Annotated in this window: 13 protein-coding genes; 8 read left to right on the top strand and 5 right to left on the bottom strand. The window is 67.9% G+C overall.

The features are described from left to right. Positions 1–91: 91 nt before the first annotated feature. The 5 genes from AC1AYP_RS01560 to AC1AYP_RS01580 all read left to right on the top strand — a co-directional run bounded on the left by AC1AYP_RS01560 (position 92) and on the right by AC1AYP_RS01580 (position 7,670). Positions 92–796: a DUF4192 domain-containing protein gene (locus AC1AYP_RS01560; protein WP_476531892.1), complete on the top strand. Its 705-nt coding sequence runs from the start codon at positions 92–94 to the stop codon at positions 794–796. Between the two features lie 154 nt (positions 797–950). Then, positions 951–2,369 (top strand): RNA polymerase sigma factor, encoded by a 1,419-nt coding sequence (locus AC1AYP_RS01565; protein WP_476501870.1) that lies wholly within the window; start codon positions 951–953, stop codon positions 2,367–2,369. 41 nt (positions 2,370–2,410) lie between these two features. Then, positions 2,411–4,699 carry a DNA gyrase/topoisomerase IV subunit B gene (locus tag AC1AYP_RS01570; RefSeq protein ID WP_476546569.1) on the top strand — a complete coding sequence of 763 codons (2,289 nt, stop codon included), beginning with the start codon at positions 2,411–2,413 and terminating at the stop codon, positions 4,697–4,699. Between the two features lie 635 nt (positions 4,700–5,334). Next, positions 5,335–6,309 (top strand): ribokinase, encoded by a 975-nt coding sequence (locus AC1AYP_RS01575; protein WP_476546733.1) that lies wholly within the window; start codon positions 5,335–5,337, stop codon positions 6,307–6,309. A gap of 137 nt (positions 6,310–6,446) precedes the next feature. Next, positions 6,447–7,670: an MFS transporter gene (locus AC1AYP_RS01580; protein ID WP_476546570.1), complete on the top strand. Its 1,224-nt coding sequence runs from the start codon at positions 6,447–6,449 to the stop codon at positions 7,668–7,670. 3 nt (positions 7,671–7,673) lie between these two features. On the opposite strand, the gene AC1AYP_RS01585 is transcribed toward AC1AYP_RS01580, so the two are convergent. Further along, entirely contained in the window at positions 7,674–9,071 is a 1,398-nt protein-coding gene (locus AC1AYP_RS01585) for a DUF4153 domain-containing protein (protein ID WP_476546571.1), read from the bottom strand. A gap of 222 nt (positions 9,072–9,293) precedes the next feature. Here AC1AYP_RS01585 and AC1AYP_RS01590 point away from each other — a divergent pair, with 222 nt between their 5' ends. From AC1AYP_RS01590 to AC1AYP_RS01600, 3 genes are all read left to right on the top strand, one after another. Further along, positions 9,294–9,872 carry a DUF2975 domain-containing protein gene (locus AC1AYP_RS01590; RefSeq protein ID WP_476546572.1) on the top strand — a complete coding sequence of 193 codons (579 nt, stop codon included), beginning with the start codon at positions 9,294–9,296 and terminating at the stop codon, positions 9,870–9,872. After that, complete coding sequence (locus tag AC1AYP_RS01595; protein ID WP_476501865.1) at positions 9,873–10,079, top strand: helix-turn-helix domain-containing protein; 207 nt, start codon at positions 9,873–9,875, stop codon at positions 10,077–10,079. A 74-nt stretch (positions 10,080–10,153) separates the two neighbouring features. Beyond that, positions 10,154–14,914 (top strand): DEAD/DEAH box helicase, encoded by a 4,761-nt coding sequence (locus AC1AYP_RS01600; RefSeq protein ID WP_476546573.1) that lies wholly within the window; start codon positions 10,154–10,156, stop codon positions 14,912–14,914. A gap of 16 nt (positions 14,915–14,930) precedes the next feature. Here the strand turns inward: AC1AYP_RS01600 and AC1AYP_RS01605 are convergent, their stop codons facing one another. The 4 genes from AC1AYP_RS01605 to AC1AYP_RS01620 all read right to left on the bottom strand — a co-directional run bounded on the left by AC1AYP_RS01605 (position 14,931) and on the right by AC1AYP_RS01620 (position 17,688). Continuing rightward, positions 14,931–15,359 (bottom strand): hypothetical protein, encoded by a 429-nt coding sequence (locus AC1AYP_RS01605; protein WP_476546574.1) that lies wholly within the window; start codon positions 15,357–15,359, stop codon positions 14,931–14,933. A 2-nt stretch (positions 15,360–15,361) separates the two neighbouring features. Then, complete coding sequence (locus tag AC1AYP_RS01610; RefSeq protein ID WP_476546575.1) at positions 15,362–16,507, bottom strand: 4-hydroxybutyrate dehydrogenase; 1,146 nt, start codon at positions 16,505–16,507, stop codon at positions 15,362–15,364. Between the two features lie 186 nt (positions 16,508–16,693). After that, the gene (locus tag AC1AYP_RS01615; RefSeq protein WP_476501861.1) at positions 16,694–16,822 is read right to left on the bottom strand and encodes a hypothetical protein; all 129 of its coding nucleotides are present in this window, start codon (positions 16,820–16,822) and stop codon (positions 16,694–16,696) included. Positions 16,823–17,490: 668 nt separating this feature from the next. Then, entirely contained in the window at positions 17,491–17,688 is a 198-nt protein-coding gene (locus tag AC1AYP_RS01620) for a hypothetical protein (protein WP_476546576.1), read from the bottom strand. Positions 17,689–17,715: the final 27 nt, after the last annotated feature.

A 17,715-nucleotide genomic window follows, 5' to 3' on the forward strand; every position in this document is an offset into this window, starting at 1 on the left:
GGCGTGCGCCGGCCATGTCCCGGCCGTCATACTGGCATCACGGCCGCGGGACCCCGCGGCCGCCGACCAATCGAACATCAAGGAGGATGCCATGACACGACACCGACGCAGAAGGAAGGACGCCTCGCCGGGCGCGGGTGGACGGGCCCATCGCCCCGTGCACGCCGACAGCCCCGACGAGTGCCGGGAGTTCCTCGACGGGCTCGACGAGCTCGACGGGGACGTGATCGACGGGCTCGTCGGCCAGCTGCGCGAGGAGCGGCGCGAGCGCGGCCCCGAGGCCGGCAACAACGAATGGATGGACGGGCCGCTCGACGAGTGGCTCGACAACATCGACCACGGCCGCGTCGACCTCGACGAGGAGACCATGGCCGCGATCGCCGTCGGCATGCACGAGGTGCTGGCGATGCGCGACGCGCTGATCCTGTCGCTGATCGTCGACCGCGCCGCCTGCGACAGGGACACGCTGATGGCCATACTGTCGCGGCCGCGCACGCCTCCCGTCTCCGCCCTGGTGCGCGATCTGATGACCGCGGCGTTCGAGGGCGACGACGGGCCGGACATGGACCGCTGTCAGGCGGGGGTGACGATGTTCTCCGCCATGGCCTGCCTGATGCCGCTGTCGATGACGGCGCAGCCGTTCGCCGCCATCGCCTACGTGCTGTGGTGGTTGGGCGACTGCCGCGCGCCCGTCTACGCGCTGCGCTCGCTCGCGGCCGACGAGGGGTGCACGCTGGCGGCGATCGTGCTGGGCGCGGCCGAACGCGGGCTCGGTCCGGCGTGCAGCTGCGTGTGAGCATGCGGCCCGTCCCCGCGGCGCGCGGATTCCTTCGCGACGGGAATAATCGTCCCTATGGGGTGGTTTACTCACATAGTTGACGATTTGCCCTTGCCAGAAGTGTGCCCATGTGGTATATGAGGCGGGGCGAGGAACCGCGAGGAGGATAAGTTTGGCTACCAAGAGCACGACGGCCGGCGACAAGACCGAGGACACCAAGGACACGAAGCCCGCCGCCGCCAAGAAAGCCAGCACCGCGCGCAGGACGGCCGCGAAGAAGACGGCCGCGAAGACCACGGCACGCAAGCCCGCCGCGAAGCGTCCGCGCAGGAAGAAGGACGAGCCGGCGAAGCCGGTCGAGGCGGACGAGGTCGACGAGCTGGACGACGAGAAGGACGATCTCGACGTCGACGACCTCGACGATCTCGACGAGGACCTGGACGGCGACGACGTCGACGACGAGTCGGACGACGCGGAGGACGAGGATTCCGACGACGACCTCGACGATGACGACGACTCCGAGGACGACGACGAGGACGACAAGCCCGCCGAGGTGGAGGAGCCCAAGCAGAAGGGCGCCTTCGTCGTGCGCGACGATGACGACGACTACGAGCCGCGTCCGCGCCGCCGCGGCGGCAAGATCGGCAACCCGAAGCGCCGCGTGATCACCGCCGGCGCCACCGCCGACCCGGTCAAGGACTACCTCAAGCAGATCGGCCGCGTCAACCTGCTGAACGCCGAGCAGGAGGTCGACCTGTCCGAGCGCATCGAGGCCGGCCTGTACGCCCAGCACCTGCTGGACACCGAGGGCGACACGATGGACTTCAAGCGCAAGCGCGAGCTCAAGTGGGCGGCGAACGACGGCAAGAAGGCCAAGGACCACCTGCTTGAGGCCAACCTGCGACTCGTCGTCTCCCTCGCCAAGCGCTACACCGGCCGCGGCATGCTCTTCCTCGACCTCATCCAGGAGGGCAACCTGGGCCTGATCCGCGCCGTCGAGAAGTTCGACTGGAAGAAGGGCTTCAAGTTCTCCACGTACGCGACCTGGTGGATCCGCCAGGCCATCACCCGCGCCATGGCCGACCAGGCGCGCACCATCCGCGTGCCCGTGCACATGGTGGAGGTCATCAACAAGCTCTCCCGCGTGCAGCGCCAGATGCTGCAGGATCTTGGCCGCGAGCCCACGCCGGACGAGCTGGCGCGCGAGCTCGACATGCCGGTCGAGAAGGTGCAGGAGGTGCAGAAGTACGGCCGTGAGCCGATCTCGCTGCATACCCCGCTCGGCGAGGATGGCGACTCCGAGTTCGGCGACCTCATCGAGGACACCGACGCCATCGCCCCGTCCGACGCGGTCGCGTTCTCGCTGCTCCAGGAGCAGTTCAAGAGCGTGCTCGAGACCCTTTCGCCGCGCGAGTCCGGCGTCATCAAGATGCGCTACGGCCTCGAGGACGGCCAGCCGAAGACCCTCGACGACATCGGCCGCGTGTACGGCGTGACCCGCGAACGCATCCGCCAGATCGAGTCGAAGACCATGTCGAAGCTGCGCCACCCGTCCCGTTCGCAGACGCTGCGCGACTTCCTGGATCAGTGATCGGCGGCCGCCGACCAACCATCGTTCAACACTAGGGGATTATGGCGAAAGAGGAATACGGCGCCAAGGACCTGGCCGTCCTTGAGGGCCTGGATGCGGTGCGCAAGCGTCCGGGCATGTACATCGGCACCACCGACTCGCAGGGCCTCATGCACTGCCTGTGGGAGATCATCGACAATTCCGTCGACGAGGCGTTGGCCGGGTTCTGCACGAACATCGTCGTGACGCTGCACACCGACGGGTCGATCGAGGTGGCGGACGACGGCCGCGGCATCCCGGTCGACAAGGAGCCGAAGACCAAGCTCACCGGCGTGGAGGTCGTGCTCACCAAGCTGCACGCCGGCGCGAAGTTCGGCAACTCCTCGTACAACGCGGTCGGCGGCCTGCACGGCGTCGGCTCGTCGGTCGTCAACGCGTTGAGCTCCCGTCTCGACGTGTGGGTGGACCGCGACGGGCTCACGCACCACATGTCGTTCCACCAGGGCCATCCGGGCGTGTACGCGGACGCCGACCCGGCGAACCCCTCGCCGGACTCGCCGTTCAAGCGCACGCGCAAGAACCGGCCCACCGAGCTCGAGATCGTCGGCAAGGTGCCCGCCAAGCGCACCGGCACGCGCATCCGTTACTGGGCGGACAAGGAGATCTTCAACAGCACCGCCGAGTTCTCCTACGAGCAGCTCATCGACCGCGTGCGCCAGACCAGCTTCCTCGTGCCGGGCCTCAAGATCACCGTCATCGACGAGAACGTGCCCGAAACGGGCGACGCGTCGCTCGACGAGATGCGCGAGGTCGACGTGGCCGCGCCAGCCGAGGTCGACGCCGCGGCCGAAACCGGATCCGAGGCGGCGACCGATGCCGCCGCATCCGTCGCCGTCACGTCGGGGGATTCTGCCCCGTCCGAGGCGGTCGCCGTGGCGCAGGCCGACGCCGCCGCGCACACGCACGCCCGCGTCGAGGAGTTCCTCCACACCGGCGGCGTCAGGGACTTCGTCGACTTCCTCTCCCACGGCGAGCCCATCTCCGACATCTGGCGCATCCAGGGCGAAGGCACCTACGAGGAGGAGACGCAGGCCGTCGGCGAGAACGGCGAACTGCACGCCCAGAACGTGACGCGCACCTGCGGCGTCGACATCGCCCTCAGATGGGTGAACGGCTACGACACGGTGATGCGCAGCTTCGTCAACATCATCGAGACGCCGGGCGGCGGCATGCACGTCGACGGACTGATGAACTCGATCACCCGGCAGGTGCGCAAGGCCGTCGAGGCGAACGCGCGCAAGCTCAAGGTGAACCTCAAGGACCAGCACATGCGTGTCGAACGCGACGACATCATGGCCGGACTCGTGGCCGTCGTCACCGTGCGCATCGCCGAACCCCAGTTCCAGGGCCAGACCAAGGACGTGCTCGGCACCGCGCAGGTCAAGCCGATCGTCACCCGCATGACCGACAAGCAGTTCGGCGAGATGATCACCGGCGCCAAGCGTGGCTACAAGGAGCAGTCGGCGCGCGTACTCGAGAAGATCGTCGGCGAGATGCACGCCCGCGTCCAGTCGCGCAAGGCCAAGGAGGTCACGCGCCGCAAGAACGCGCTCGAATCCGCGTCGATGCCGTCGAAGCTGTCCGACTGCCAGCCGGGCAACGACGACGTGGCCGAACTGTTCATCGTCGAGGGCGACTCCGCGCTCGGCACCGCGAAGGCGGCCCGCAACTCCGGGTTCCAGGCACTCCTGCCGATCCGAGGCAAGATCCTCAACGTGCAGAAGGCGTCGATCACGCAGATGCTGTCGAACAAGGAGTGCGCGGCCATCATCCAGGTGGTGGGCGCCGGAAGCGGCCAGAGCTTCGACATCGAACAGGCACGCTACAACAAGGTCATCATGATGACCGATGCCGACGTGGACGGCGCGCACATCCGCATCCTGCTGCTCACCCTGTTCTACCGCTACATGCGCCCGCTCATCGAGCACGGGCACGTGTACGCGGCCGTGCCGCCGCTGCACCGCATCGCGCTCGCCGGCTCGCACAAGGGCGAGTACATCTACACGTATTCGGACGACGAGCTCGCCGGCAAGCTCGCCGACCTGGACCGCCGCCACATCTCCTACAACCCGGACATCCAACGCTACAAGGGTCTGGGCGAGATGGACGCCGACCAGCTGGCCGACACGACGATGGATCCGCGCACGCGCATGCTGCGCCGCATCCGCATGGAGGACGCCGCGCAGGCGGCCGAGATCTTCAGCCTGCTCATGGGCGACGACGTGCCGCCGCGCAAGGCGTTCATCGTCGAGAACGCGGACGACTTCGACCGTTCCAAGATCGACACCTGACGGTTCTCCCCATCGTGGGGATGCGGGAGGCGCGGGACGCCCGGTCGCGTGATGTCACGGCCGGGCGTTCCCATATGTGTGCGATTTGTGCGCAACCGCTACTATGCTTGTCCGATGTGAATACCGAGATGAGCGCAGAAGAAAGCGACGGCATGGACGCGGAACCGACGGAGGGGTTCGTATCCGAACCTCCGGCGGACACCGAACGCATCCCCGTGATCCATCCCGACGCGGCGGCGATGCCCGCGGCGATTCCCCCCGTCACGCCGATGAGCGAACGGTCGAAGATCCAGTCGCAGGAGCGGCTCGCCTCCCTCGTGCACACCGTGGAGCAGGAGACGGCGGCCGCCGGTCTGCCGTCGCCGCTCACCCAATCCCAATCGCAGCCGCTCGTCGTGCAGGCCCCCACCCAGACCCAGCCGGTCGTGAAGGTGCCGTCGGTCGCGCGGCAGACGACGCCGCCGGTCGTCGCCAGGACGGCGGCCGCCAAACCGTCGCTGGCGAAGGCCGTGGTGGAGTCCGTCACCCAATCCATGCCGGCCGTCGTCACCAACGGCGCCGGCTCCGGCCTGAAGCCGGTGATGATGACCGGCGTCATCCCCGCCGTCATCCTCGAGGGCGGCGCGCGCCCGGTCATGCCGCAGGAGGTGCGCGACCGGCTGATCAGCCTCGAACGCGCCGAGGGGTCGGTCGCCGTCGTCGGCTCGATGAACGCCGACTACACGGTGACCACCCGACGGCTGCCCGAACCGGGCGAGACCGTCAGGGGAGGGGCGTTGAAGATCCTGCCCGGCGGCAAGGGCGCGAACCAGGCGTCCGCCGCCGCGCGTCTCGGCGCCAACGTGTGCATGTACGGCGCGGTCGGCGACGACGTGAACGCCGACTTCCTGCTCGGCGAACTCGACGCGGCCGGCGTCGACACGAGCGAGATCCTGCGCGCCGAAGGCGCCAGCGGCACCACGGTCATCACCGTGGACGCCGACGGCGAGAACACGATCGTCTACTCGCCGGGCGCGAACGGCAAGGTGAGCGCCGGCTACGTGCAGTCGCACCGCGAGGCGCTCGCCGCCGCGAGCGTGCTCGGCCTGTGCCTGGAAAGCCCGATGACCACCGTGATCGCCGCCGCCGAGGCCGCGCACGCGGACGGCGTCACCGTGCTGCTCAACGAATCCCCGTTCCTGCCCGAACTGCCGCACGAGCTCGTCACGTCCACCGACATCCTGCTCGTCAACGAGCATGAGGCCGCCCAGCTGCTCGAACTGGACGAGCCGGACGGCGGCGACTGGTCGGGCTGCGACTGGGACGACGTGGTTTCGCGCATCGCCGACTACGGGTTCGAGCGCGCGATCGTCACGCTCGGCGACCAGGGTTCCATCGTCATCGAGAACTACCGCTGGTACCGCGTCGACGTGGCGAAGGTGCCCGCCAAGGACACGACCGGCTGCGGCGACGCGTTCATGGGCACCGTGCTCTCCGGTCTCGCCGCCGGCTACTCGCTGCTCGAATCCGCGCAGATGGCCTCCTACGTGGCCGGCTACGCCGCCACGCGCCTCGGCGCGCAGGCGTCGTTCGGCTCGGCCGCCGACGTGCTCGCCTACTTCTCCGCGTGACGGTCGCGGCGTGATCCGTCTCCCGCCGCATACGGCCCCGGGACGCCTTCGGCGTGTCCCGGGGCCGTTCTGTCATGTGCCGCCCGCTAGTATGTACGAACGTACATAACGATTGACCGTCTCAGTGGAGGGAAACCATGGCAAGCCTGCTGCTCGCCGTCATCTACGTCGCCTTCATATCGCTCGGCCTGCCCGACGCCCTGCTCGGCGCCGCATGGCCGACGATGAGCCAGGATCTTGGCGCCCCCGTCTCGTGGGAGGGCGGCATCTCGATGACCATCTCCGCGGCGACCATCTGCTCCGCGCTCCTGTCCGACCGTCTCACCCTGCGGTTCGGCACGGGCCGCGTCACCGCCGCATCCGTCACCATCACCGCCGCCGCCCTGATCGGCTTCTCCGTCGCCCCCAACTACTGGGTGCTGGTGCTCATCGCCATCCCCTACGGGCTGGGTGCCGGCGGCGTCGACGCGGCGCTCAACAACTACGTGGCCATCCACTACGAGAGCCGCCACATGAGCTGGCTGCACTGCATGTGGGGCGTCGGCGCGCTGATCGGCCCCTACGTGATGGGCCATGCGCTCGCCGGAGGTCAGGGGTGGCCGTGGGGCTACCGGTACATCGGATTCCTGCAGATCGGCCTGACCGCGATCCTCATCCTCAGCCTGCCGCTGTGGAAGTCGCGCAAGGCGGCCGCGGCTCCGGCTCCCTCCGGGCCCGACGCCGATTCCGACGCCGGCTCCGGCGACGGCGCGCAGGGCGCTCCGTCCGCCGAGCCCCGCAAGTCGCTCGGCCTCAAAGGAGTGCTCGCCATCCGCGGCGCGCGCGAGATCCTCATCATGTTCCTGTGCTATTGCGCCATCGAGCAGACCGCCATGCTGTGGGGCTCCAGCTACATGGTGCTCGGCCAAGGCATCGACAAGACCACCGCCGCCCGCTGGGCCAGCCTGTTCTGCATCGGCATCACCGTGGGGCGCGGCCTGAGCGGCTTCATCACGATGAAGCTGTCCGACCCGGCGATGATCCGCCTCGGACAGGCGCTCATCGCGCTCGGCGCCGTCACCATGCTCATCCCGCTGCCGAACCACATCGGCGTGCTCGCCGGCCTCATGATCGTCGGCCTCGGCTGCGCGCCCGTCTACCCGTGCGTCATCCACTCCACGCCCGGATACTTCGGCGAGGAGAACTCGCAGGCCATCATCGGCGTGCAGATGGCGTTCGCCTACGTCGGCTCCATGCTCATGCCGCCGCTGTTCGGACTCATCGCCCAGTACGTGAGCATCGGCCTGTTCCCGTTCTACCTGTTCGCGTTCCTCCTGCTCATGGTCGTCATGCACGAGGTGTTGCGCCGCAAGCGCGCGTGACGGTCACATCGCCGCCATCGCGCCCGCCGCGTCGAACCCGTGGGCCGCGTTGTACGCGTCGACCAACGCCATCGGATCGCACCATCCGAGCGCGACGTACCAGACGACGAACAGGACGAAGCACGTCGCGACCAACGGCAGCCGGTCCACGCGCATGCGCACCGTCGCCGTCTTCACGAGACACAGCACAAGCACCACGGCCAGCAGGCCGATGAACGTCAACGACGCGAACCTCAGCCACGTGAGCCCGTACGCGCCCACATACAGGCCGAGCCGCATGCCCGCCGAGACCAGCATCACGCCCGTCGCCGCGACGAGCGCGACGAGCATCGCCGTCACCGTGCGCGTGCGCGGCGCGTAGGAAAGCACGACGCCGAACACGCCCAGATCGATCGCGGCGACCAGCAACAGCTGGAAGAACCCTCCACGCGCATACTCGGCGTACGTCATGCCGTCCGGCAGGCCCGCGCCGGCGAACAGGAACGCGAACTGCACCGCGCAGAACACGGCGTACAGGGCGAGCACCGCGCCCAGCACGATCGCCGTCACCATCGGATCCAACGACAACGAGATCCGCCTGCCGTACAGTCCGGCGACCGCGCCATCGCGCGTGTCCTGGTTCGCGAGCAGCGAGAACATGAACGGGAGCGCGGTCAGCACGAACCCCGCATGCCAGGCGAATGCCGTCACGTCGACGTCCGCGGCGAGGCGGGAGAGGGCGTAGGCGAAGACCATGTCGGCGCTCGCCAGCAGCGTGCCCAGGACGACGAGCATCGGTACGGCGATGGCCATCGCCAGTCCGATGCGTCGCATCGTCGGACGACGGTCGCCGTTCGGGGCGGTGTGGGTGGTGGTGCGGGCGATTCCGGCGACGGCCCTGCCGAACGCTCCCAATCCGGAGAACGGCTGCACCGCCCAGCCGGTCAGCCAGCGCAGCGCGACGCCGGCGGGACGCCATGCGTCGAACCGGCCGTTCACGAGCTGTAGATGCAGCATGAGCAGCGCGGGCACGGCCAGGAACATCGTGAGCGGATAGGTGACGTCGTACGCCGTGAGCGCGCCGGCCATGTCCGTCGCCGTCCAGGCGGCGCAGGCGACGACGGCCGCGGCGACGAACCACGTCAGCGGGCGGCGGGAGGCCGTCCGCCAGTGCAGCAGGGTCGTCGCCGCCACGCAGACGGCCCAGAAGACGGCGATCGGCATGAACGGGGATGCGTATCGGAACGGCGCCGCGATGACGAGACGGTCGAACGCCACGACGACGAGCAGTGAGACGGCGAGCGTGAGGATGGTCCGCGTCGAGGGTTTCGCGGCGGCGGGTGACGGCCGTGCGGTCGTTGGCCGCGTGGCGGGTGGTTGCGTAACGGGTGGTTGCGTGGTGGTCGATGGTTGCGGATTCATGTCGTGCTCCTTCGATGATGCGGGCGGCGGGCCGTCCGTCGCTTCGTCGTGCTTCGCCCTCACCGTAAGCTATCGAAAAACGATAGATGATTATCAAGATACGATTCTTCACCGAATTTGCATATCGAATTTCGATAGGTTATTATCGTCGTGCGATTGCAATGATGTGCCGTGCCCATATGGATGGGTTCAGGTGCATGCGATAAGGAAGGCGGTGGGCATATGGCTGGCGTCGATCGATCGGACGGGAGTGATGTGCCCGACGTGCGGCTCTGGAAGGAGTATCACCCCACGGCGATCGCCGTGCTCAAGGCGATGATCGTCCTCTTCGAACTGATCTGCCTGTGGGGGCAGTACGCCGTGGCTGTACTCTCCGGCGACATCGTCGCCACGTACCCGGAGCTCGCCTCCGCCCGATGGCCGTACGCCATCGCCGGCGTGCTCGGCATCCTGTGCTTCGAGGTCGCGCTGATCCCCCTGTGGCGGCTGCTCACGCTCGCCAAACGGCGCGACGTGTTCTCCGGCAAGGCCGTCACGTGGACCGACGCCATCATCGCATGCGCCGCCGCCGAAGGCGCGCTCGTCCTGTTCGTGCTGCTCTACGGATCGCTCGCGCACGCCGAATATTACGATCCGACCCAAGGCGTCGCCGCGGACGTCGCGATGGGCGCCGCCGCCATGAGCGCGGCGTGCGTCGTCGCATTGCTGCTCATCGCCGCGTTCGTTCTCCTCATGCTCGTCATGAGGTCCCTGCTCAAAGCCGCCATCGCGCAACGCGACGAACTCGAGGCGGTGATCTGAATGGCCATCCGCGTGAACATCGACGTCATGCTCGCCAAACGCAAGATGAGCGTCGGCGAGCTCGCCGAGCGCATCGGCATCACGCCCGTCAACGTATCCGTGCTCAAGAACGGCCGCGCCAAGGCGATACGCTTCACCACGCTCGACCGGCTCTGCGCGGCCCTCGACTGCCAGCCCGGCGACATCCTCGAATACGTGGAGGACTGACCGGCCGGAGCCATCGGGCCGAGGTCCGGGCGGGCGTGTGTCGCGTGTCCGCGGCCGAGCCGATAATCGAACATATGTGCGAAGGATTGGAATCGTTCTCGGAGCCCACGAGGGTCTGGTTCCAGCGCGCCTTCGGCGAGCCGACCGAAGCCCAGCGCGGGGCGTGGCCGGCCATCCGTTCCGGCAAGCACGTGCTTGTCGTCGCCCCCACCGGTTCCGGCAAGACCCTCGCCGCCTTCCTCTCCGCCATCGACCGCCTGATGGGGGCCTCCGAGAAGCGTGCCGCCCACGGCGTGCGCATCCTCTACATCTCCCCGCTGAAGGCGCTCGCCGTCGACGTGGCCAGGAACCTTGAAGCGCCGCTCGACGGCATCGCCCGCGAATGCGAAACGCTCGGCCTGCCCGCGCCGCGCATCCGCGTCGCCACGCGTAGCGGCGACACCACGCCCAAGGAACGCCGCGCCATCGCCGCCCACCCGCCGGACATCCTCGTCACCACGCCCGAATCGCTCTACCTGCTGCTCACCTCCAAGGCGCGACGCATCCTCAGGACTGTGGACACGGTCATCGTCGACGAAGTGCACGCGCTCGCCGGCACCAAGCGAGGCGCGCATCTCGCCCTGAGCCTCGAACGGCTCGACGGCCTCGTCGCCGCGGACGCGCCCGTGCAGCGCATCGGCCTGTCCGCCACCGTGAACCCGCCCGCCGAAGCGGCGCGGTTCCTCGGCGGAAGCCGGCCCGTCACGATCGTGAACCCCGGTTCGCGTCCCGACATGGATCTGAAGGTCATCGAACCGTTGGCGGACATGCGAGACCTCTCCTCCGCGAACGTGCCGAACCGCGTCGGCGGTGTCGATGCGCCGCGTGCCGACGCGCCGCACATCTCCGGCGTGACGCCCGCCATGCAACGGCTCGCCGAACGCAAAGGCCTCGCCGACCGTGATTCCTCCACGGCGATCATCGGCGCGGCAGGCGACCGCACAAGCGGGTCGATCTGGCCGGTCGTCGAGGCGAGCGTGCTCGACGAGATCCTCGCCCACCGGACCACGCTCGTGTTCGTCAACTCGCGCGGACTCGCCGAGAAACTCACCGCGCGGTTGAACGACCTGTACGCCGAACGGCGGGGGAGCGGGGGCTCCGTCACCTCTCCCACGGCGGCAGACATGGGATCGCCCGAAGGGCGCGAACGGTTCGCCGCGCACTACGACGCGGTCGTCGGCGGCACCACGCAGCTCGTCGGCTCGCACAAGCCGGACGACGTAATCGCGATGGCGCACCACGGCTCCGTGTCGAAGGACCGGCGCAAACAGATCGAGGAACGGCTGAAGCGCGGCGAACTCAAATGTGTGGTCGCGACGAGCAGCCTCGAACTCGGCATCGACATGGGGTCGGTCGACCTCGTCATCCAGATCGCGCCGCCCCTGTCCGTCGCATCCGGACTGCAGCGCGTCGGTCGCGCCGACCACCACGTCGGCGGCGTCTCGCACGCCCTGTTCTACCCGCTGACGCGCGAACAGATCATCGGCGTCACCGCCGCCATCGAACGCATGCGCGCCGGCGGCCTCGAACCATTGGCCATACCGCGCAACCCGCTTGATGTCCTCGCCCAGCAGACCGTGGCCGCCGCCGCGATGGACGACCTCGATCCGGACGCCTGGTATGCGGCCGTACGCCGTGCCGCGCCGTTCGCCGAACTCGACCGGAGCATGTTCGACGCGGTCATGGGCATGCTCACCGGTGCCTACGACACCGAGGAGTTCTCCGCGTTCCGCCCGCCGCTCATGTGGAACCACGAGGCGAACCGCATCTCGGCGCGGCCCGGCGCGCAACGGCTCGCCGTCACCTCCGGCGGCACCATCCCGGACCGCGGCCTCTACACGGTCGTCCTGCCCGAAGCGGACGGCAACCAAGGGAGACGGAGGGTCGGCGAACTCGACGAGGAGATGGTGTACGAATCACGTGTCGGCGACGTCATCACGCTCGGCACCTCCACCTGGCAGATCCAGGAGATCACGCGCGATCGGGTCGTCGTCACGCCCGCCCCCGGCCGCACCGCGCGCCTGCCGTTCTGGCACGGCGAGGAATCCGGACGCGACGCCGGCTTCGGTCAAGCCAAAGGCCGCCTCATCCGCGACCTCGTCGCCGGCCTCACCACCTCTTCCCCTTGCTCCCCCTGTGAGGGGGAGCTGTCCGCAAAGCGGACTGAGGGGGTATCACCATCGTCCCCATCCTTCGCCCCCTCCGTCCTCGCGCGCCTCGATGCCGCCGGCCTCGACCGCAACGCCGTCGACAACCTCGCCCGGCTGCTCGCCGAACAGCAGGCGGCCACCGGCGTCATCCCCTCCGACCGCACGATCGTCATCGAACGATGCCCGGACGAGGAAGGCGACCAACGCGTCATCATCCACTCGCCATATGGCCGACGCGTCCACGAACCATGGTCGATGGCCATCACCACGCGTCTGAAGCAACGCTACGGATTCGACGGGCAGGCCTACGCGGCCGACGACGGCATCGTCATCCGCATCCCCGACGGCGTCGGCGACATCCCCGCACGCGACCTGCTCCTGTTCGACCCCGACGAGCTCACGCGTATCGTCGAACGCGAGGTGGGGGAGAGCGTGCTCTACGCGGCACGGTTCCGTGAATGCGCCGCACGCTCCCTCTACCTGCCGCGCACCGAACCCGGCCGGCGCGTGCCGCTGTGGCAGCAGAGGCTCCGCGCCGCCCAACTGCTCGCCGCCGCACGCACGCGACGCAACTTCCCGCTGCTGCTCGAAACCGCGCGCGAATGTCTCCAGGACGTCTACGACCTCAAGGCGCTGCGCGACCTGATGACCGGACTCGACGCCGGAACCATCGTCATGAAGGACACGGCCACCGAAACGCCGTCCCCGTTCGCCGAGAACCTGCTGTTCGGCTTCGTCGGATCCGTCATGTACCAGTACGACGTGCCGCAGGCCGAACGCAGCGTGCGCATGCTGTCCATGGACCCCGATGTGCTCGAACGGCTGCTCGGCAACGCCGACATGAGCGCCGTGCTCGACCCGGACGTGATCGCCGACGTCTCGCGGGAACTCGCCGGACGCACGTTCTGGAACGAACTCGCCGCCGACGACGTGACCGGACGCGTCACCCGCTACGCGAAGACCCACGGGTCGTTCACCGCGGACCGGATGATCGCCGACCTCGGCATCGACGCGACCGAAGCCGTGCACGCGCTGGACGAACTCGAACAGCGCGGCGAACTGCTGCACGGGCGGTTCATGGATGACGCCGGGGATGCCGGGGACGTCGACGGTGGCGCGGACACTCCGGAGCGTGCGGGGAGCAAGCCGACGCAATGGCTGCACCGCGACGTGTTCCGCCGCATCCGCGCACGGTCGCTCGCCAAGGCGCGCGAGGCGATACGGCCCGTGCCGGCCACGGCGTTCCAGTCGTTCCTGCTGCAACGGCAGGGCGTCGGGCCGGTCGGCGGCGAGACATACGAGGGCGCGGACGGACTGATGCGCGTCATCGAACAACTCGAAGGCGTGGCTCTGCCCGCCGCGGTCTGGGAATCATCGGTGTTCCCGGCACGCGTCGCCGGATACACGCCGGCCATGCTCGACGAACTGCTCGCCGGCGGCGAAGCGGTATGGGTCGGTTCCAAGACCAGCGGCACGAAACCCACCGATCCCGGCCTCATCGCCTTCCACCCCGCCGACTCCCCCCTGCTGGAACAGCAGTCCGGGGGAGAGACCACCGGAAAGAATCCTTATGCCGCGGCCATCCTCACCGCACTATCCTCCGGCGGCGCCTACCATGCGACCCAGCTCGCCGACGCCGCAAAACGCGTCTGGACCACGATCGCCGAGCCGGACATCGACGCCGCGACTGGCGAGATCCTCCTGCCCGAGTGGGATATGACACGCTTCGAGGAAGTGCTGTGGTCGCTCGTCTGGCAGGGGAAGGTGACCAACAGCTCGTTCGCACCCGTGCGCGCATTGGGCGCGGGCGCGCGCAAGGTGCGCACACCGTCGCGCTCGTCGCGTCGGCGCATCCGCATACGGCCCGCGACGCCGATGACGATGAGCGGACTGTGGTCCGTGGTCGCCGCGGCGGGCGAGGATGACGTGAACGATACGGGAACCGTGGAGCCTTCGCCGACGGCCGGCGACGAGCGGCGCGCGCTCGAACTGGTGGAGATCCTGCTCGACCGGTACGGCGTCATCGCCCAGCCGCTGGTCGACAAGGAGAACCTGTCCGGCGGATTCCCCGCACTGTACCCGTTGCTCAAACGCATGGAGGAGCACGGGCGTCTCGCACGCGGCATGTTCGTCGAAGGATTCGGTGCCGCCCAATTCGCCGAACGGGAGACGGTCGACGAACTGCGGCGGACCGGAGACGACGGACGGGCCAAGGCGGGGACGCCGGGCGTGGCGCCCGGACATATGCGCTCGCCGGCGGCGTTATCCGTGCTCGACCCGGCGAACCTGTACGGCTCGGCATTGCCTTGGCCGTCCGCGCCGGCGGGAGCATCCAAGCCGGTGCGGCGCGAAGGCGGCATCGTCGTGCTGGCCGCCGGCGGGCCGGTCGCCTATGCGACACCGAAATCGAAGCACCTGACGGTGTTCACCGGCGGCGTGCCGGACGCCGGGGCCGACGCGAGGCTGCGTCTCGGTCTGACCGAACTCGCCTACGCGCTGCGCCGCGGCGGCGCGGAAGGCGTGGCCGCACGCACCATCACGTTCGCCGACGTGAACGGCGTGCCATTGAACGCACGCAACCCATATACGCACGTCCTCCACCAGGCCGGTTTCACCCCCGTGCCGCAGGGCATGCGATTGTACTGAACGGCGTGCGGCCGACTCAGCCGATCGCGGGACGCACGTCGAGCGTGCAGACGACGCCCGTCTCCCGGCGCACCCATTCGATGGCCTGCAACGCGGCGATATTCCACAGGGCGTGCGGGATGCCGCCCAGATCGGGTTGCTCCGCCCAGAAGGTCACGTCGTCGTCGAACACGGTGACGACCGTATCCTCCTCGGCCGGGGTGATCATCCGGTACAGGCGTTTCGCGAGCGTCGCGACGAACTCGTTCGCGGCGGCGAACGTGTCGTTGAGATGCTGGTCGGCGGTCGCGGGCGGGCCGACCAGCTCCCACGACTCCACGTCGGAGGCGTCCCAGTGCGCGGACTCGCCGCCAACCTTGCGTTCGATGGTCACGAACAGGCGGGCGAACTCGCCCGAAGTCAATCCTGTGACCCGCCTGCGCGTCGCCAGTTCGATGGGCGTCATCGTCAGTACAGCTCCTCGAAGATCTTGCGCACGCGGGCCGCGTCGAGCGGCACGTAGTTGTTGCGCATGAGGCGGGCCTGCGTGGTCATCACGCGGTCCGTGAACTCGGGCAGATCCTCGCGGGTCACGCCGTACTCGTGCAGCGCCTTCTTCGGCAGCAGCTGGTCGATGAGCCTCTCCAGCTCGTCGTACACGTCGGCCACGTCGCAGCCGAGCAGTCCGGCGAGCACGCCGTTGAGCTTCGCGATCTCGCCGTCCGGCTTGATCTCCATGTAGTTGCGCAGCACGCCGGTGAACATCGCGTAGTTCGATTCGCCGTGCGGCACATGGTACTTGCCGCCCAGCTGGTAGCTCAGCGCGTGCACGGCCGCGCAGCCGCCCGTGTCGAAGCTGATGCCCGCGTAGTCGGAGGCGATGAGGAAGTCGGTCATCAGCTCGTTGCGCTTCACACGGCGCTTGTCGACGTCGCCCTCCGGGCCGCCGGCCTCGACGATCGCCTGGTAGCCGCCCACGATCATGCGCATCGCCTCATATCCGAACAGGCGCGTGTACGGGGTCGCGTTCGGGGAGAGCGTGGATTCGACCGAATGCACGAGCGCGTCGAGCGAGCTGGTCATGAACACGTGGTCGGGCAGACCGTACAGGAGTTCGGGGATGAGCACCGCATGGTCGGCGAACATCTCCGGGCCGGCGATGCCCGCCTTGCAGCCGAGACGCGTGCGGTTGATGGCCGCGATCTCCGTGACCTCGCTGCCCGTGCCGCACGTCGTGGGCACGAGCACGAGACCCACCGTGCGCTTGAAGTCGGGCAGATGATCGATGACCTCATCGATCGACGCGCCGCCCGCCACGGCCACGATCTTCGACATGTCCATGACGGCGCCGCCGCCGATCGCGACGATCCGGTCATAATCGAACGCCTTCGCGTCCTCGATGATCGCGTCGATCATCACGTCGGTCGGCTCCTGGTTGCCGTACTTGTCGACGAGCAGCACGTTCGCGCCGTTGAGATGGGGCTTGAGGAACGCGTCGTGGATCATGCCGATGGTGACGACCAGGTCGCGCGGGCCGAGCCCGAATTCCCTGGCGAACTCCTCGACCGTGTCGAACTGGTGGATGTCCTTCGGGCCTACGGTGAGCATCTTCATGGATGTGCCTGCCTTTCCTTTGCGTGCCGTATGTGTCCGGTGCGTCGTGGGATGCGCGAATCGCCCCGCTGGCGCGTGATGGTAATGCCGTGACGTATCGGCCATGTTGCGGTGGGGCGTCGTGCCGGAACCGGATTGCGGTTCCGGCACGACGCCCCGCGGTTCCAGTCGACGCCGGTGCCGGTGCTAGTTGCCGGCGTCGGCGTCGCCATAGGCGGTATAGGCGTCGACGCTCGGATCGTAGGCGTCGGTCGTCGGCCCGGTCGCGCCGATGAGCCACGGTTCCGCGAAATCCAGCATGGTGAGATCCAACATGGTCGGCTCCTTTCCGAAGGTGGTTGCCTTGGTGGGGCCCAGTATGCCGGCGGGGGATTGGCGCATGCTCCGAGGAAGATGAAGGACTCCCGGCAATCCTGTGAAGGAACGGCGCTCGCGGATCCGTCGTCCGGTTCCGAAGCAAGCTACCCCGGTTCTCTCCGTGGTTTTCTGAGCTGCTGTCCCATTATCGCGATGTGCCGTGGCGGGCAGCACGCTACGGGGACCCGCTGCGGGGATACGCGAATGTGTATGATTCGGCAGGCTATGTGCATGGTTCAGAGGGCAATATGCATGGTCGAAGCGTGGAAGTGCATGGTTTCGGAGGCAACCTGTAGTTGGAAACGACCAACCTGCATGGTGTCCCTTTGAAAGCGATTTGCAGGGTGAATCCTTGGTTTTGCGAAAACCTTGGAATTCCGCCGAACTAATATCGCGGCAATGTCATGGATATCGCGTTCTTCACGGCACGGCCGTGCACGTTCGGCCTCTGATCGTGCACGTTGCCGCCGGAACCATGCACGTTGCCACTCGGACCATACACGTTGCCGGTTGAGCCATGCACGTTGCCATCCGAACCATGCACATTCGCCTTGAGACTCCGGAACGGTCGCCTGGGCCGCCTATTTGCGTGCGTCCAGTCCATGGCTGGAAAACCTGCGGCGGCGTCAGCGGAAGCTGATGCCGCCCTTGTGTCCGGTCGCCTTGAACGGCATCGCGCGCCTGCCGGATTTCGCCACGCCGCGGGCGTTCGCATTGACGGAGGACTGCCGGGCTTTGCCGTCGGCGTGCTTCGGCTCGTTCCAGGGCTGTCCGTCATGCCGCGGCGGCTTCGGCCATCCGGATGTGTTGTTAAGGATGCTCATGTTTGCCAGTGTAATGGTACGGTGCCG

It is taken from the genome of Bifidobacterium sp. LH_424 (assembly GCF_056356895.1).

What these genes read in the sequence shown, in the direction of transcription:
- AC1AYP_RS01615 (WP_476501861.1), bottom strand. Translation starts at nt 16,822, where the DNA reads ATGTTGGATCTCACCATGCTGGATTTCGCGGAACCGTGGCTCATCGGC.
- AC1AYP_RS01585 (WP_476546571.1), bottom strand. Translation starts at nt 9,071, where the DNA reads ATGAATCCGCAACCATCGACCACCACGCAACCACCCGTTACGCAACCA.
- AC1AYP_RS01600 (WP_476546573.1), top strand. Translation starts at nt 10,154, where the DNA reads ATGTGCGAAGGATTGGAATCGTTCTCGGAGCCCACGAGGGTCTGGTTC.
- AC1AYP_RS01595 (WP_476501865.1), top strand. Translation starts at nt 9,873, where the DNA reads ATGGCCATCCGCGTGAACATCGACGTCATGCTCGCCAAACGCAAGATG.
- AC1AYP_RS01620 (WP_476546576.1), bottom strand. Translation starts at nt 17,688, where the DNA reads ATGAGCATCCTTAACAACACATCCGGATGGCCGAAGCCGCCGCGGCAT.
- AC1AYP_RS01610 (WP_476546575.1), bottom strand. Translation starts at nt 16,507, where the DNA reads ATGAAGATGCTCACCGTAGGCCCGAAGGACATCCACCAGTTCGACACG.
- AC1AYP_RS01570 (WP_476546569.1), top strand. Translation starts at nt 2,411, where the DNA reads ATGGCGAAAGAGGAATACGGCGCCAAGGACCTGGCCGTCCTTGAGGGC.
- AC1AYP_RS01590 (WP_476546572.1), top strand. Translation starts at nt 9,294, where the DNA reads ATGGCTGGCGTCGATCGATCGGACGGGAGTGATGTGCCCGACGTGCGG.
- AC1AYP_RS01560 (WP_476531892.1), top strand. Translation starts at nt 92, where the DNA reads ATGACACGACACCGACGCAGAAGGAAGGACGCCTCGCCGGGCGCGGGT.
- AC1AYP_RS01580 (WP_476546570.1), top strand. Translation starts at nt 6,447, where the DNA reads ATGGCAAGCCTGCTGCTCGCCGTCATCTACGTCGCCTTCATATCGCTC.
- AC1AYP_RS01575 (WP_476546733.1), top strand. Translation starts at nt 5,335, where the DNA reads ATGCCGCAGGAGGTGCGCGACCGGCTGATCAGCCTCGAACGCGCCGAG.
- AC1AYP_RS01605 (WP_476546574.1), bottom strand. Translation starts at nt 15,359, where the DNA reads ATGACGCCCATCGAACTGGCGACGCGCAGGCGGGTCACAGGATTGACT.